This is a genomic window from Synergistaceae bacterium (assembly GCA_017444345.1).
Taxonomy (GTDB): domain Bacteria; phylum Synergistota; class Synergistia; order Synergistales; family Aminobacteriaceae; genus JAFUXM01.
This window is the reverse complement of the sequence record JAFSWW010000088.1, coordinates 1-17,249: the sequence shown is the minus strand read 5'-3', so window position 1 is coordinate 17,249 and position 17,249 is coordinate 1. Positions and strand designations below refer to the sequence as shown.

The following is a 17,249-nucleotide window of genomic DNA, read 5'->3' as shown; positions in this document are numbered from 1 at the left end:
CCTTCCCCGCCCGGGATATTGCTGCTATCATGTTACTTGATAACTTTCAGGGCTTTGCGGTCAATGGTCAACGCTACGAAAATCAAGAATACTACACCCTTTATTAATTGCTGGGTTGCAGACTCATAGCCTAACATGACTAAGCCATTATTCAAAACTGTATACATGAGAGTGCCGACTATAATATTTGAGAATCTTACTTTTGCGCCGCCTGTTATGGGAAGTCCGCCGAGAACTAACGAGATTAATATTTGAGTCTCTAATTGATTCCCTGCAGTCGCCGTAATTGAGCCTACTTTGATAACATTCACAAATGCAGCAAGCCCAGTTAACGCCCCCGCAGCAACAAACGCTAAAAATTTCACTCTGTCAGTGCGGACTCCTGAAAATCTCGCGGCTGTCTCTCCTGAACCTACTGCTTTAACGTCATTGCCGATTCTGGTAAATCTAAACAGGAAGAACGCAATAATTAATACTCCAACGGTTATAGCAATTTTCAGATTATCGCTGTCAAGAGCCTTTATAGCTGCAGAAGCTGGAATTGCCGTCTCGGTCGTGAGATATGCACAGACCCCGCGAAATAAATACATTGTGCAAATTGTAACTATGAAACTTTGAAGTCTGAATTTAACGTGAAAGAATCCATTTACAGCCCCGATTGCCGCCCCCGTTAAAATCCCCCCGATAATTGCGAGCGGTATACTATAAAATGAAAGCATTGACACGACTATTGAAGCAACACCCAGTGTCGAACCTTCTGTGAAATCAATCGAGCCCAGAGTCATTACAAAAAATACGCCGGTTGCTACTATCATGGGATAATAGACTTGTGATAATAATAATCTCAATCTGCGGGGCTGTAAAATCTTCCCGCCAGTAAGCCAATACATGACTCCGAGAATTATTACAAGCCCGATAAACGGCAATAACCCTTTAAATAAATCGCTGCCGAGAATTTGAGAAATTTTTGATTGTTGGAGTTCGTTTTTTTCTGCCATAATATTCACCTGCTTATACCATTTTAGCAATTAAATCTTCTTCGGATAAAGACTCACTGCGTATAAATTCCCCGTTGATTTTACCGTCCTTCATTATTAATATTCTGTCGGACATTCCGAGAAGTTCGGGAATCTCTTCACTTATCATGATTATAGACTTGCCCTGAGCCGTTAATTCCTGCATGAGCGCGTAAATTGCCTGTTTGACTTTAACGTCGATCCCTCTAGTCGGCGAGTCAAGAACTAATATATCACTGCCCTTGCCTATCCAGCGGGCTAAGACAACTTTTTGCTTATTTCCGCCGGACAAATCCGAAATAAATTGATGGATTCCCTGCATCTTCGTCTGCATTTTCTCGGCGTGTTCTTTGGCGAACTTGTTTAATTTGCGGGAACTTAATAATTTTCTCATGGCCAAGTCATCGAGTGAGGGCAATACTATATTATTTCTTATGCTCTCATTAAGAATTATAGACTCGTTGTCCCTATCTTTCGATGCATATGCAATTGAGTGCTTTATTGCTGAAGGTATATCATTAATTTCTGTTCCGTCAGAAAGTTTGACGCTGCCCGTTCTATCAAGTGAAGCTCCGAATACTGCTTTGCCGACCTCATGCATTCCGCACTCTGACAGACCGCCGAACCCTAAAATCTCCCCGCGATGTAAATCAAAGCTGATATCTTGAATTTGTCCCGGAACTGTAACATCTTTAACGCTTATTACTACTTCCGGTGAAATTTCTTTGCCGTAATCAGTCCTGTAATAAGCCGAGCCTATTTCGCGGCCTACCATGAGACGCTTTAAATCATCCTCGTTAACGTCCTTAGCATTCACCGTGTCAATATATTCGCCGTCTCGTAAAATGCTGATAGTGTCGCATTGTAATAAAATCTCGCCTAAATCATGACTAATAAATATAACGCTCCGGCCGTCTTCTCTGATTTCGTTAATAATTTTATAGAGCTCAAGCCTTCCTTTTCGAGATAATGCCGTAGTTGTCTCGTCGACTATTAAAATTTTAGGCTTCATATAAGTAGCTTTCACAATTTCTACTAGCTTTCTATCTTCAAAATTATAATTATCGATCATTGCTCCGGCGCGTATATTCTTAAATCCGTACTCATCAAGCAATTTCTGGCCTTCCCGAATCATTGCGCGGGTGTCCTTGATTCCATAATGCATAAACGGGGCTTCATGGCCTAAAAATATATTTTCTGCGACAGTCAAGCCCGATAAAGTGCCCATTTCCTGAACTATTATAGAGACTCCGAGATTATTTGCCTCGACCTGATTCTTAATGTGCATAACTTGGCCGTCAAGTGTGAAAGTCCCTCCGCCTATTGTGTAAATCCCGCATAACATTTGGCAGAATGTAGACTTGCCCGAACCGTTTTCGCCGATTAATGCCCTGATTTCTCCGGCTGAAATATTCAAGCTGACATTATTAACTGCGTGAGTGATTCCGAATCTTTTATCAATGTGTTTTGCTTCAAGTAATATTTTATCTGACATTATTAACGCCTCCTATTTCACGAATAAAGCGCGATTATTGCGAGTTATCCCGAAATACTTTGCTAAAAATTTTTCTATCATGATTCGCGTCTCCTACTTTACGAATAAAGCGCGATTACTGCGAGTTATCCCGAAATACTTTGCTAAAAATTTTTCCGTCATGATTCGCCGCCCTCCTACTTTACGAATAAAGCGCGGTTACTGCAAAAAATTCCGAAATGTGCCGCTAAAAAATTTTCCGTCATGATTCGCGCCCTTCTATTTCACGACTGCCCCCCGGCCGCCCCGTGCTGTCAACGTAACTATCAAGAGAAGTGCTGCGCCTGTTACTACATTTTGAATAGTTGTAGGTGCTCCCAGTGCGACGAATCCATTAAATATTATCGCGATGATAAATTCACCGATTACAATTGCGGTTATGGGAGTGCCGTATTTCCTGAAAGCTACTCCGAAAAATGTTCCCATTAAAGGCTGAAAATTTCGGCTCATTGTTGACATTCCTGTTAGTGCCGTCATAGTCGTGCCATATGAAACTGTAAGAATTGCCATGATTCCCACGAAAAAATGAAGGAGTGCAAAGCCGATTAATTTATATTTCTTTACGTCAATGCCCATATTTTTAGCTGTAAATTCGTTACTTCCGATTGCGTTACAATATGTGCCTATTCTCGTATAATTCAAGATAAACCACATGAGGGCAAATGCTAAGAGAGCTAGAATTATATTACCCGGTGCACCTGAAAAAAATCTCATTTCGGGAGCAAGAGTCTGCTTTACCCCGCCAGCCGCGAAAACTGCTACACTTTCTAATACGAGCATGATTCCCACTGTTACAATCATTGAAGGAACATTTAATTTATTATAAAGCATTCCGATTATTACTCCGACAAGAGTCGCACAACCTACACAGCCTACTACAAAGCCGAGATAACCGAATTTTTCTGACAAAATAACGCCCACTATTGAAGATAATACTATATTTGACCCGACCGCAAAATCAAATAATCCCATTACGACAATAAAATACAGCCCGCAGCCTCCGACTGAATATATAATAGACGACTGAAAATAAGAATATAAATTTGCCGTGCTCCCGAAATTTGACGGCGTTAGAAACTTGAATAAACCGTAAAAGAATATAACCATTACTGCAAGAATCATATATCCGTAAAATCTTGAATTCTTGAAATTTTGCATTGTTAAATCACACCTTTTATTTATCACAAAAAAAAGAGCCGGCCATGTTCAGACCAGCTCAAAATAATTTACATGACTGCCCTACTTTGAATGCCTTGCTGCTGCGTCTTCAACTGACAATTTTGCACAAGCCGCCGCTAAATCGTCATAACTTAAATCAGCAAGTTTCTTGATCTCTTCTTCATTATAAGGCAGCGCATTACCAGTAAAGAATTTCGCGTAAGTCTCGTAATCTTCAGGCGATGCAACATACATATACGGGAAGACCATATCATAAAATCCGTCAGTCTTAGTCGCAAATTTGCCCCTGATAGTGTTATAGACCATTAAGAAAGCGAAAAACGGATCTGCATAATGTCCGCCTGATTCAGCAGCCATAGCACCTGACTTTAATTTAGCGTCCAAATCTGATAAGAAATCTGTAGATACTACTGCGATTTTTCCTGTGAGTCCTTTGGCCTCGATTGCCGCAATTGCTCCGAGTAAAGTATCACCGCCGCCGCCTGCTACGATAAGAGCGTCAATATCAGGATTTGCGTCAATGATTGCTTCAGCTGTAGCACGTCCCGTGTCAGTCGTTGTGCGTCCGTATTGAGGTTCAAGCAAGACTACTTTATCATTTGGATGTTCAGCGTTCCAAGCCTCGACTCCGGCCTTATAACCTGCCCAGCGTCCTAAAAATGTAGCGTCGCCGGGTTCCCAGCCTTCAAGACCGATTTTGCGGCATCCCTTTTTGCCTGCGAGAATGAGCACTAAATTTTTCCCGTTGTCAAATTCTGACTCGTGGACTGCACCGACATAATATTTTGACTCGCAAGCCTGTTTATATTCTTCGGGGTTAGCGTCTTTATCGATTACTCTAAAGAATTGAGCTACATATACCTCGTTCTCGTCGCAGGTCTTAATAACTGATCCCATTTCAGCACTGGCACTGTTGCAGATTATTATGCCGTCGCACCCTGCCAAAGCTAGAGTCTCAGCACTTGATGTAACCTGCTCGGAAATATGAGCCTGATCTACCCATTGAGTTTCGACTCCGAGTGCCTTTGCTGCTGCGTCTATCATTCTTTTACACTCACTGCCGAGTGTGTCCGTTGAACTCCAAATTGATATACCGATCTTAATGGGAGCCGCGAAAACTGCCGGGGCTGCTCCGAAAATCATTGCTAATGTGAGAATTGACGCGATTAATTTTTTCTTCATGATAAATTTTTCTCCTGTATATTAATATTTTCGCTGTGAAATTACGTCAGCTGCTTTGATTGATTTAACTGTGCCTAAATCTATTCCGCCGTTCATGTCAAAGACTCCTTCTTCAGGGTGAATGACTGTTCTGCTAAATTTTTCGCCGCGCTCTAATGCCTCAATCGTGGGAACTACAAACGCGCCATAAAGCGGGGTGCATTCTACTGTGCAGTTCATTTCACCTGCTACAATAGCGTCAAATGCTGCCTTAACTGAGTCACAGCCGACAATAATAATATCTTTTCCGGGAACTTTTCCGGCGGCCTTGATTGCGTCAATTGCTCCGAGTGCCATGTCGTCATTTTGAGCGATTAATATATCAATCTTAGGAATCGACTTAAGCCAGCTCTCCATAACTGCCTGACCTTCAGCGCGCGTGAAATTTCCTGACTGCTGACCGACAAGTTTCAAATGCGGATATTCTTTTAACGCCTTAAGATTGCCTTCAGTTCGTCCGGTCTGTGCACTTGCTCCCGTCGTGCCTTCCATGATGACGATATTAAAATCTTTGTCGCCCTGTCCTATGCTCTTGAGATATTCGCCGACCCATGCAACTTGTCTGCGGCCCTCTTCTACAAAATCACCGCCGAACGCTGCAACATAATCAATTTTATCCGCGCAGTCAGGGAGTCTATCTACAAGAAGGAGGGGGATTTCTGCCTCGTTTACTTCCTTCAATACTTCATCCCAGCCAGTTGACACAACGCCCGTGAATAAAATATAATCCACGCCCTGAGTTATGAAATTTCGGAGTGCCTTAATTTGATTCTCCTGTTTCTGCTGGCCGTCGTCATAAACTAATTTCCAGCCCGGGTGATTCTCGATTGCCGAACGTAAATCATCAGTGTTAGCTGTTCTCCAGTCCGACTCTTGACCGATTTGCGAGAATGCAATTACTACATCTTTTGCACTTGCTGAAGATACGCATATAATCATAACAAGCGCAAGAACAAGGAATAATAATTTTTTCATGAAAAAATTTCCCTCCATATAAAATAAATATTAAATTTTTGAAGCCGTATAATTGAGATAAGTGAATGCTACAATAAATGCGTGTAAATTTCAATTCAGTAATATGCGTATTATATAGATAACAAAAAAAAAATGAGCCGTCCCGTATAAAACAAGACAGCCCGATAAAAAATTTTCTCTAATTAATTCCCTTGTCCGTAATAAGCATTTGGCCCGTGCTTGCGTAAATAGTGCTTATCTAAGACATATTGCGGGGCGGGGTCTGCGTTGCGCTCTATAGTGATTGTATACATTGCCATTTTTGCGACTTCTTCAAGGACTACTGCATGATAAACGGCTTGAGCTGGATTCTTACCGAACGAGAAAGGCCCATGACAGCGGCAAATTACTCCGGGAATCGCTACGGGATCTAATTTTCTTTCTCTGAAAGTCTCTGCTATGACTTTGCCCGTATTTAATTCGTAGTCGTCATTGACTTCTTGAGCGGTCAAATTTCTAGTACATGGCACTGCACCGTAAAAATAATCTGCCTGAGTCGTCCCATAACAGGGAATATCACGGCCGGCCTGCGCCCATCCTACAGCGTGAGGGCTATGAGTGTGAACTATTCCGCCGATTTCAGGAAATGTCTTATATAATTCGACGTGAGTCTTTGTGTCAGACGAAGGATTTAAATCACCCTCGATAATTTTATTATTCATGTTGACAACTACGAGATTTTCAGGCGTTAAATCTTCATATTCGACTCCTGAAGGCTTTATTACGATTAGCCCCTTCTCCCTGTCAATTCCTGAGACATTGCCCCATGTGTAGACGACTAAATTTTTTTCGGGGAGTTCCATATTTGCGCGATAAACTTCTTGACGTAATTTTTCAAGCAGCATTATTATTTTAACCTCCATGCTATATCTGATAATAATAAATCTCTTTCGAGACTCTCCGTTGTTGTGTCCTTGCTGATATGGACGAATTCAATATCCATAATGCGCGCCCAGTCTCTCATTTGTTCAGCGTCAACGTCATAACTCAAAACTGTATGATGAGCACCGCCAGCAAGAATCCAGCACTCTAAACCGGTTCGTAAATTCGGCATTGCCTGCCACATGACTCGCGCGACCGGCAAATTAGGCATTGACATAATGGGTTTTACACATTTAATATCTTGACAAATTAAGCGCAATCTTCCGCCCATATCGACAAGACTCACAACTACTGCCTTCCCCTCGTGGCCTTCAAAAACGAGTCTGGCCGGGTCTTCCTTCCCGCCTATTCCTAAATGATGGACTTCAATGCGGGGTTTTCCTGCTGCAACTGACGGACATACTTCAAGCATATGAGCTCCGAGACTGTATTTATTTTCGGGGCCGATATGATACGTGTAATCTTCCATAAAAGCAGTCCCGCCCTTCTGGCCTTGAGTCATGAATTTAATTATTGCCGTCATGCCTGAAACTTTCCAGTCTCCTTCTGCTCCGTAGCCGTAGCCTGACGCTAATAAATGCTGACTCGCAAGTCCGGGCAATTGCTTCATTCCGTATAAATTCTCAAAAGTATTCGAGAAAGCACAGCAGCCCTCACGATCAAGCATTTTTTTCATGGCAATTTCTTCACGGGCTTGATAACGAATCGCATCAATATTTTCTGTTGCAATGTCATAAAGCGACTCATATTCTTTCATGAGCGAGTCGACTTCTGAATCCTTCACAGAGTCAATAAATTCTACGAGTTCGCCCACCGGCCAAGTGTTGACCTGCCAGCCGAGTTTTGCCTGTACTTCTACTTTGTCGCCTTCAGTTACAGCAACTTCACGCATATTGTCGCCGAATCTCATAATCTTGAGTGAACGCGAGAAAGCTACTCCGGCTGCTACTCTCATCCATTTGCCTATTTTTTCCTGAACGTCCGAGTCTTGCCAATAACCGGCTATAATTTTGCGGGGAGTCCTGAGTCTTGCGCCTATAAAACCGTGTTCCCTGTCTCCGTGTGCTGCCTGATTGAGATTCATAAAATCCATATCAATTTCTTCATTTGGAATCTCGCGGTTATATTGAGTCGCAAAGTGGCACCAAGGCTTTTGGAGATTGACGAGTCCGTTAATCCACATTTTTGACGGGCTGAATGTATGACACCATGTAATAATTCCCGCGCATTTGTTATCGTGATTAGCGTCTCTTATTGTGTCAGTGATTTCGGCGTTTGTCTTTGCTGTTACTTTGTAGACGACTTTGCAGGGGAGCTTACCGGAAGCATTTAACTTGTCGGCCATCTCCTGAGCGCGTTTTGCAACAGTATCAAGGACTTCAGGGCCGTAAAGATATTGACTGCCTACTATAAGCCAGAACTCAAAATCTTTCAGATTCATAATAATAAAATCTTCCTTTCACAAAAAATTTTACTGGTGAGATAAGAAAAATATTAACATGATTGTATGATAGCATGAACTAATCAGCAAGCAAATTTATTTTGCAGTGTATAATATTTTCGAGTTCAACATTTTTTAAGCATATTCACGAAAGGGGAATAAATATTTGCCATGACACAAAGAAAGCGAATACCGTTAATAATTGCTGCACCCGTTATATTTGTGCTTGCGTTTATTGCTGCGTTGATAATCTCAAAATTTGAGCCTCATATTGAAGACGTTGACTCAAAATATGTGAAAGAACACGCGGGCAAATCGGGTTATATTCTTGTTGACGTGAGACCTGAAGAGAATTACAGCGGCAAATCCCCTCGTCCCGGAATTCCCGGCGGACATATTCCAGGAGCTATAAATTTTCCGATTGAAGATTTAAATATTGCTGCGGCACCTGCGGCACTCTCTCATGCGGGAATAGTCAAGAAAAATATTATAATTCTCTATTGCAACACTGGTGTATTATCGGGCTGGTTTGCAGATAGACTCGTGCGGAGCTTTTATTTTGACCCGTCAAGAATCAAGAATTACAGGGGCGGGACTGTTGACTGGTACAAAGAAGGAAATATATTTTTGCCCGAAGATCATGAGCCTGCGACTTTAACAAAACAAATGCCCGCAAAATTTCAGAAGTTCGACATGCAAAGGCCGTAAAAAATTATTCCCCTCTCAGAGTGATAATTTATTCAGGAGATGAATATTAATTGACAGTACCAATTTTAGATTTAGCGCGTTCATTTAGTGAGATAAAGCCGGAAGTGTTTAACTCGCTTGAAAAAATATTTAACGCACAGAGCTTTATACTCGGTCAAGAAGTAAAAAATTTTGAGACTCATTGCGAAAAATATTTGGATATTCCCGAAAATTGCGCGGTTTCTTGTGCGTCGGGGACTGATGCATTACTTCTCGCACTCATGGCAATAGATATTAAACCGGGCGACGAAGTTATTACTACTCCATTTACATTTTTTGCTACATCGGGAACTATTGCGAGACTGGGAGCGACTCCCGTTTTCGTTGACGTTGAGCCGGATACTTATAATATAAATCTTGATCAGGCCGTAAATAAAATCACAAGTAAGACTCGCGCATTCTTGCCGGTTCATTTATTCGGCCAGTTATCCCCGATTGAGAATGTAATAAAAATTTTCCATGATAAGGGCGTAAAAGTTATAGAAGATTCTGCTCAGGCGTTCGGAGCGTGTAGATTTATTAATGACGACGGGAATAAAAAAATTTTGCGGGCTGGGACAATAGGCGATATAGGCTGCTATTCATTTTTCCCGACAAAGAATCTCGGAGGCTGCGGCGACGGCGGTATGAACATAACAAGAGATTTAAATATTGCTGAGAGACTCAAAAAATTACGCGTTCACGGATCGGGTCAGACATATTTTCATGACGAAATAGGAATCAACAGCAGACTCGACTCTATTCAGGCGGCAATACTTGATATTAAATTAAAGTATCTCGACAAATGGAATGAAGAGCGCAGAAAATTAGCTGATTACTATAAATTATTAATCAAAGCAAATAACTTGAATGAATTTATTTCGGCTCCTGTTGAACTTGAGAATAATTATCACATTTATCATCAGTACGTGATAAGAGTCAAGAATAAGCGCGGCGACTTAATGAATTATCTCAATAATAACGGCTTTGCTGTTCGTGTATATTACCCGTTATCTTTGCATTTACAGCCATGCTTTAAATATTTAGGCTACAAAGAAGGCGACTTCCCAGTGAGTGAAAATTTATCGCGTGAAGTTCTTGCATTGCCGATATTCCCGGGCTTGAAGTCAGACGAGCAGGAAGCACTTATTCAGGAAATAGCAAAATTTTTCAGGAATAATTAACAATGTGGCACGGAAGATTTAAACATGACACGGCCGAGTCTGTCAAAAATTTCACTCAATCACTTGATATAGATTTCAGAATGGCCGAGTGCGATATACTGGGCAGCATAGCTCATGTAAAAATGTTAGGTCAAACGGGAATTCTTAAGCCTGAAGAGTCAGCAAAAATTGAGTCGGGCTTAAATCAAGTCTTGCAGGAAATCAAATCGGGCGCATTTATTCCCTCAAAAGATTTAGAAGACGTTCACATGAATATAGAGTCGCGTTTAACAGAAATAGAGCCGCTCGGTGCAAAATTACACACAGCCAGAAGCCGTAATGATCAAGTTGCTGTTACTACACGATTATATTTGCGTGAGAGATTGCAGGAAATCAAGAAAGATTTACGCGATTTATTAAAAATTTTTATCGACAACGCAGAACGGCATAAATTTATAATAATTCCCGGTTATACTCATATGCAGCAAGCACAGCCGATTTCAATGGGACATTACTGGCTCGCGTGGTATGAGGCTTTTATGCGCGATTATGAGAGATTAAATTTTGCGCTTGACTCGTTAAATGAATGTCCACTGGGTGCGGGAGCTTTGGCCGGGTCAACACTTCCGATTGATAGAGAGTTCACGGCGAAATTTTTAGGCTTTTCATGTCCGACCCGTAATAGCTTAGACAGTGTTGCAAATCGTGATTACATGCTTGATTATCATTATTTTGCGAGCGTCCTAATGATTCATATTTCGAGACTATGCAGCGATTTAATTACATGGAACACTCAAGAATTTGCGTTTATTATTCTGCCTGATGAGTTCTGCACGGGTTCGAGCATGATGCCTCAGAAAAAGAATCCCGATGTGTTAGAACTTTCGCGCGGAAAAACAGGCCAAGTAATAGGCGGACTTATAGATTTGCTTGTGAATCTCAAGGGACTCCCTATGACTTATAATCGAGATTTACAGGAAGACAAGCGGGGACTCTGGAATTCACTAGACACGATTGAAAGCGTAATAAATATCATGAGTGATTTACTTTCACGCGTTGAAGTTGACGGAAAAATTTCGCTTTCAAGACTCGAAAACGGTTATTCACTTGCTACGGACATTGCAGAATATCTTGTAAATAAAGGCGTACCATTTAGAGAGGCTCATTTAAAGGCTGGGCGGCTCGTGGGATGGTGCATTGATAATAATTTGCTGTTCACGGATTTAGATTTGACTCAGTGGCAAAAATTAATTCCTGAAGTTGACGCGGATATTATGGAAATTTTGACTCCGTATGACAGCGTGAGACGGCGGAATATTTACGGAGCGACGAGCTTTGAACAAGTTGATTTACAGATAAAATCTGCGCGCGGAAAATTGAATATATAGCAAAAAATTTTTCTTTGTGAGTGATTGCTATTGCCTTAATGAGATTATATTTTTGTATTAGTAAATGTATTAGTAAAAATTATATTTTCTCGTGAAAGTTTTTGTTAAAACCGGGCAAATTTTAGCACAAAAAAACCCCCTGCCGAGCGATTGACAGGGGGAATAATTTTTCTTAGAATCTTTCAACTTTGTAAATTTTCTCTAACTCTTCAGAACGAGCCTTCAATAACTCCTGAGTCTTTTTCTCGCGCAATTCCTGCATAATTCTGTCTTTAACTTGTACGAACGGTGCGGGAGATTCGGGGATTCTCTCTTCAAGTTTGATAATATGGATTCCGAATTGAGATTTAACAGGTTCGGAAATATCGCCGGGATTCTTGAGTGCAAAAGCTGCCTTCTCAAAATCAGCTACCATTACTCCGCGCGGGAATTCTCCCAGATCGCCCCCGTTATTTTTGCTGCCCGGATCCTGTGAATATTCGCGTGCAAGAACGTCAAAAGATGCTCCGGCTTTCAAGTCTGCTATAATTTTTTGTGCTAACTCGTCAGCATCACCGCTGATTAAAATATGCCGTGCGTGAACTTTTTCAGGCTGCATAAAAGATTGTTTATTCTCGTCATAAAATTTTTGAGCTTCTGACTCGTCGACTTTGACATCTTTTAATATTTCTCTCATTGCAGACTGTGCTAACATTGCCCGGCGGGTGCTTGCTAGAGCGTCCTTAAATTCTTGAGTCTCGTCAAGTTTTGCCTTCTCGCCTTCAAGTGAAAAGAGTCGCAGTGAAATAACATCATCGATTACCATTTTGCGGCCTTGAGGAGTCTGATAAAGCATGATAGCTTGCTGTCCGAACGGCTGTAAGAATAATAATACTTCACGTTCTGTGATGTCCTGACTATTTACGCGCGCTACAACTTTGTCCAAATCCGCAGCAAACGCGAAACTTGCAAATATAAGAGTAATAATAAATCCTGCAAAAATTTTCTTGCTCATATAAAATAAGCCTCCTGATTTAAGATTAATAAAGTTTAGCATATAATAACGCTGAATCTTAATAAATATTATATGTTGATGGAGTGATTTTTTTGCGCTTGGTAAACACTCAAATAGTATTAGGCTTGTCAATATGGGTAATGGGATTTGCTTTAATGGTCGCCGGCTGGCTTGTCGGTGAGTTGTCGGAGAAATGGGGCAGAATTCCCTCAAAAATTTTATACAGGACTGGTGCAATAATCGTAGCTGTTCCGGTTATAATTTTGTTGTGTAAAATTTCGGCAATGTTATACACGAACAGATTTTATATTGCTACATATATAAATAACGGCCTGCAATTTATAAGCGACGCCCTGAAAGTTTTATGATACTTGCAAATATAATCGGTCTTATTATAGCGGCATTTATGCTTTACTTCCCCTATGAATGGTGCAAATACAGACACGAGGACGAAAAAATTTACGGCCTGAAATATTTCATGACTAGAGAGTCAAAACGTGATGTAATAATTGCTTTGTGCGTGACTCTAATCCCGTTGACTTTTTTCTCTCTTAACTGGCCTCAAAAATGGGGAGTTGGCGGCCCTCATAGAGTCCCCTTCTGGATCGCATTAAATAATTTAGGCGGGGGCTTGGCTGCTGCGTTCATTGAGGAAACTTTTTACAGGGGCTGGCTTCAGACTATATTGACCCGCAAAATAAAGGCATTTGCAGCAATAATTATAACGTCGCTTATATTTGCGTTGAGTCATTTAATAGTATTAACGGGCTGGCTGAGAGTCGCTACATTTTTTCCGGGTATAATAATGGGAATTCTTAGACACAGAGGAGGTTCAATAATGCCCGCTGTAATTTATCACGCAATTTGCAATATATGGGCGGTATGGTGGGCACCGATACAATGAGAAAATTTTTATCAAGTTTTTTGCGTAGTTGTGAGTGCGTTAATAATTTCATGAAAAAATTTGCTTATTCGTGCGATTTAAAATTTTTGCATCCTGTGAGTGATTGCTGCGTTAATGCTCGTAAAATTTTCTTGCGTTATATATGCGGGTGCTTTAAAAAATTTGCTTGTTCGTGCGATTTAAAATTTTTGCGTCCTGTGAGTGATTGCTGTGTTAATGTTCGTAAAATTTTCTTGCGTTATATATGCGAGTGCGTAAAAAAATTTGCTTATTCGTGTTGTTATTGCTGTGTTAATTTATGCGAGCGATTTAATAATTTTTCTTGCTGTATGAATGATCACATAAAATATATAATTCCTGCGCTGATTTTATTAATAAATATTTCAAGTTCAAATGCAGCAAATTTTATAGAGATTAGAGTCCCGTGTAATATTGACTCAGAAGTAATTGCTATAATGCCCGCCGGTGAAAGAATTTCGCTCGGAAAAGTAATAATGACTCCCGTAAAATCAAACTGGCCCGCATATACAGCCAGCAAATGGTGCGAGCCTTCAACGGTGTGTGCTTCTGCGGTGAATGCCATTCACATGTTAATAGACGTAGAAGAAGATCACGGCAGAGTAATAAGTCTTGTTCCTAAAGTTACAGTAGCTCCGGCAGCTGCTCAGGGTGCATTTTTCGCGCTTGACATGCCGGCAGGTACGGGAATATTCGGAGGTTTTGCGCCATTTGTCGGATCACGCGTTTATATCGAACATGACGGAGTCGAGTCGCCCTTAAATCGAGTCCCGGAAAAAGGCGATACATTAATAATTCGTACAGATTTGCCGGAGAATCAAAAAATTTTTATGGTCGAAATCGAAAACAGGCAGGGCGGACGGGTTACAGCATGGAGCGATTCAGGCTGTAAGTTAATTGCCCGTGTAGTTCGTCCATTGAAAGGTGTCGGAGAATTCGGAGGGAGTTTATTTCAGAATGTCAGCCGAATAAGGGCATCTCATGCGGGAGTAATTGACATAGCAACCTCAAAACGCGGTGAACTGGGCGGCTTTCAAATTATGCCGTTAAAACATGCTTTGACTTCAAAAGAAATGATTTATGCTTGGGGATCGACTCAATGGATGATAATTTCACCTCTTCCCGGTAATCGGGACTTAGAAGGGACAGAGCCTTTATATAAACATTCATTATTGCCGGGGTCTCAATTAAATGACTCATTGCCGGGGGTATTGACAAATTACGGGCGGAAACCTTTAGTACTTTGCAGGCTTGACGGCGGGAACTGGCAGAAATTGCCGGAGATTTCCGGACGTGTTGACGACGGATTAAAGAATTTGACTCACTTGAGAATATATTATCCTGCCTGGGAAGTTTTTTAGCGCGATTAAAGATTAAATATATATGTGCCGAAAATAAATAAAATAATTATTCACACACTGCAAAAATACGTAAAATTACGCAAGAAAAGGAGTTGACACAAATAATGCGGGCCGCTAAAATCAGTTATCAGTTATCGTATTATTGTGTCTTCATAAACTTTCAGGAATAAATCACGTTTTTAATTTTTAATTCAGGGAAAAATTATTCACTCGGTCGGAGAAAATTATTAATTGACTCTGGCTGGGTGAAATTTTTTATATTTATTAATCTATTCAGAGAGGGGACTCACTTATAAGAAAAATTTTTCATGCGCTAATTATATTACTGTTGAGTAGTTCGGCAGCATGGGCAGATGTTGAGGTTAACAGCACAAATTTTCCGGCCGCAAATTTTCGTAACTATGTAACTAGCTATTTCGACAAGAATAGAGACGGGATTTTGAGTGATTCAGAGATTCAATCAGCTAAAACTATATCATTGAATAGTTATAATTTGCCGTCATTGAAGGGAATCGAGCATTTTATTTATCTGGAAAATTTAACTTGTAATAATACTTCACTTAGAGATATAGATTTGAGTGCTAATACTGCATTAATAAACTTAACTCTACAGAAAAATAATTTAACGGCTCTTGATTTAAGCAATAATACAAACCTGACACAAGTAAATTGCAATGATAACGCATTAGAGTCTATAATTTTAGGCAGCAATTCGAGTCTTACTCATTTATATTGCAGCAATAATTATATAACTGAAATCGATATAAGCGGCTGTGATAATTTAGAAGTTCTTGACTGCAGCAATAATGATATAGAAACTCTTGACGTAAGCGGCAATTATCAGCTCGCAACACTTTCATGTCAGGAAAATAATTTAACCCTGATTAATTTCGGCACTGACACAATGAATTTAACGACTGTCTCATGCTACGGGAATGATCTGGAATATTCAAATTTGAAGCAGGCACTTGAAAACGGGGTAACAAGACTTGAATTTGATTTACTTGTAACAAAGGCAGTCGAGGCAGATCACACTACAAAATGCTGGGCATTCAGCATTGATGATTTAAATGAGGACTTGAATGTTTCTATAACTAGCCCTCAAAAATCAGGATATTATTATAGAATATGTACTAATACCGATGGTTATACAATACCAAGTAGAACACGTATAAACATGAGTACATCATCAAGACAATACTTAATACGGATATTTAAAATTGTCATCAGAAGAAGGAACGCCCCCGGAAATAACGACGGAATTTCTCCCGGCATTTTGCGCTGAGATTCCACAATATAGCGCAACACTTGAAGCCGCAGAAAGCACAAGCCCTATAGTATGGTCATTGATGATCGGTAATGGTTCTTATAGTGGTAATGGTATAAGCAATTTAAATATTAATTCTGAATCAGGAGTCATAACATGTAATGTTTCATCTTATGTGGGGGTTAATTCTCCGCTTTTTTCTTTTACATTTCAGGCAGAAAACCTTTACGGAATAACTAAAAAAAATATTATAATCGGTGTTTGTTCTTACAGGCTATTGCCGTCTATTACTACTACAACACTGAATAATGCTGCTGTAGGAAAAACTTACTCTTCAACTATATCATCACAAGGAGCGGAATATAAAAAATTTGAACTCATAAGCGGTGAGTTGCCTGAAGGTTTACAGCTGTCATCTAAGATTAATACTAATGGGTATGGGCATATCGGGCAGATCTCCGGTACACCTACAAAGAAAGGCACATACACATTTACAATTAAAGCATCAAATTATTACGGCAGCGACACAAAAGAATTCACTATTGTAGTAGGAGAACTCCCGGTAATCACAACAGAATCTCTTGAAGACGCTTATTTGAATCAGAGCTATAGTGCCTCACTTACTGTAAGCGGCGACACTCCTATAACTTGGGATATAATAAATTTTGCAGACGGTTTGACTCTCAATTCAGACGGGACAATTACAGGCATTCCGACAAAATTAGGCGTATTTTATTTGAATGCTAAAGCAAATAACTCTATTGGTAGTGTATCAAAACGAATAGCTATTTCTGTAGTTGCTGCACCTGAAATTACTACAAATTCACTCAATCAGGGCATTATAGGCAAAAATTATAATGCTGTACTAGCTGCGACAGGATCAACGCCCATAACTTGGACAGTAACATCCGGGAATTTTCCGGCCGGTTTGACTCTCAGCACTGAAGGGAGAATCTCAGGCATTCCGACAACTGCGGGGACATTTACATTTACGGTGCAAGCTGCGAATTCATACGGCAATGACTCTAAAGAATTCACTATAAATATAGGCGAGATTCCTGTAATCACTACAGTATCACTTGCAGACGCAGAATTAAATACGAGCTATAGTGCTTCACTCACTGCAACAGGGGCGACTCCT

General features: G+C 40.5%; 16 protein-coding genes. 8 read left to right on the top strand and 8 right to left on the bottom strand.

Annotated elements, in window-relative coordinates; genetic code table 11:
• Positions 1–32: 32 nt before the first annotated feature.
• The 7 genes from IJS99_06640 to araA all read right to left on the bottom strand — a co-directional run bounded on the left by IJS99_06640 (position 33) and on the right by araA (position 8,287).
• Entirely contained in the window at positions 33–998 is a 966-nt protein-coding gene (locus tag IJS99_06640; protein ID MBQ7561492.1) for an ABC transporter permease, read from the bottom strand.
• Between the two features lie 13 nt (positions 999–1,011).
• Positions 1,012–2,511: a sugar ABC transporter ATP-binding protein gene (locus tag IJS99_06635; protein MBQ7561491.1), complete on the bottom strand. Its 1,500-nt coding sequence runs from the start codon at positions 2,509–2,511 to the stop codon at positions 1,012–1,014.
• A gap of 258 nt (positions 2,512–2,769) precedes the next feature.
• The gene (locus IJS99_06630; GenBank protein MBQ7561490.1) at positions 2,770–3,735 is read right to left on the bottom strand and encodes a hypothetical protein; all 966 of its coding nucleotides are present in this window, start codon (positions 3,733–3,735) and stop codon (positions 2,770–2,772) included.
• Positions 3,736–3,789: 54 nt separating this feature from the next.
• Positions 3,790–4,911 carry a sugar ABC transporter substrate-binding protein gene (locus tag IJS99_06625; protein ID MBQ7561489.1) on the bottom strand — a complete coding sequence of 374 codons (1,122 nt, stop codon included), beginning with the start codon at positions 4,909–4,911 and terminating at the stop codon, positions 3,790–3,792.
• Positions 4,912–4,932: 21 nt separating this feature from the next.
• Positions 4,933–5,925, bottom strand: coding sequence for an ABC transporter substrate-binding protein (locus IJS99_06620; GenBank protein ID MBQ7561488.1), 993 nt, complete (start codon positions 5,923–5,925; stop codon positions 4,933–4,935).
• Positions 5,926–6,107: 182 nt separating this feature from the next.
• Positions 6,108–6,809 carry an L-ribulose-5-phosphate 4-epimerase gene (locus IJS99_06615; GenBank protein MBQ7561487.1) on the bottom strand — a complete coding sequence of 234 codons (702 nt, stop codon included), beginning with the start codon at positions 6,807–6,809 and terminating at the stop codon, positions 6,108–6,110.
• Between the two features lie 2 nt (positions 6,810–6,811).
• Positions 6,812–8,287 (bottom strand): L-arabinose isomerase, encoded by a 1,476-nt coding sequence (gene araA, locus IJS99_06610; GenBank protein MBQ7561486.1) that lies wholly within the window; start codon positions 8,285–8,287, stop codon positions 6,812–6,814.
• A gap of 171 nt (positions 8,288–8,458) precedes the next feature.
• Here araA and IJS99_06605 point away from each other — a divergent pair, with 171 nt between their 5' ends.
• Genes IJS99_06605 through argH form a run of 3 tightly spaced genes read left to right on the top strand, consistent with a single transcriptional unit; the run spans position 8,459 to position 11,564 of the window.
• Positions 8,459–8,995, top strand: coding sequence for a rhodanese-like domain-containing protein (locus IJS99_06605; GenBank protein ID MBQ7561485.1), 537 nt, complete (start codon positions 8,459–8,461; stop codon positions 8,993–8,995).
• 50 nt (positions 8,996–9,045) lie between these two features.
• Positions 9,046–10,197 (top strand): DegT/DnrJ/EryC1/StrS family aminotransferase, encoded by a 1,152-nt coding sequence (locus IJS99_06600; GenBank protein MBQ7561484.1) that lies wholly within the window; start codon positions 9,046–9,048, stop codon positions 10,195–10,197.
• Between the two features lie 2 nt (positions 10,198–10,199).
• Positions 10,200–11,564, top strand: coding sequence for an argininosuccinate lyase (gene argH / locus IJS99_06595; protein ID MBQ7561483.1), 1,365 nt, complete (start codon positions 10,200–10,202; stop codon positions 11,562–11,564).
• Positions 11,565–11,736: 172 nt separating this feature from the next.
• Here argH and IJS99_06590 read toward each other — a convergent pair whose 3' ends face one another.
• A complete protein-coding gene (locus IJS99_06590; GenBank protein MBQ7561482.1) occupies positions 11,737–12,240 on the bottom strand; it encodes a peptidylprolyl isomerase in 504 nt (167 codons plus the stop codon).
• Positions 12,241–12,656: 416 nt separating this feature from the next.
• Between IJS99_06590 and IJS99_06585 the strand changes: the two genes are divergently transcribed.
• The 5 genes from IJS99_06585 to IJS99_06565 all read left to right on the top strand — a co-directional run.
• Complete coding sequence (locus tag IJS99_06585) at positions 12,657–12,926, top strand: hypothetical protein (protein MBQ7561481.1); 270 nt, start codon at positions 12,657–12,659, stop codon at positions 12,924–12,926.
• Positions 12,923–13,462 carry a CPBP family intramembrane metalloprotease gene (locus IJS99_06580; protein MBQ7561480.1) on the top strand — a complete coding sequence of 180 codons (540 nt, stop codon included), beginning with the start codon at positions 12,923–12,925 and terminating at the stop codon, positions 13,460–13,462. The genes IJS99_06585 and IJS99_06580 overlap by 4 nt, the downstream gene beginning before the upstream one ends.
• Positions 13,459–14,841: a hypothetical protein gene (locus tag IJS99_06575; GenBank protein ID MBQ7561479.1), complete on the top strand. Its 1,383-nt coding sequence runs from the start codon at positions 13,459–13,461 to the stop codon at positions 14,839–14,841. Before IJS99_06580 ends, IJS99_06575 begins: the two co-directional genes overlap by 4 nt.
• A gap of 328 nt (positions 14,842–15,169) precedes the next feature.
• Positions 15,170–16,126, top strand: a complete 957-nt coding sequence (locus IJS99_06570; GenBank protein ID MBQ7561478.1) for a leucine-rich repeat domain-containing protein — start codon at positions 15,170–15,172, stop codon at positions 16,124–16,126.
• On the top strand, positions 16,062–17,249 hold a 1,188-nt coding region (locus IJS99_06565; GenBank protein MBQ7561477.1), incomplete at its 3' end, for a putative Ig domain-containing protein. The genes IJS99_06570 and IJS99_06565, both read left to right, overlap by 65 nt.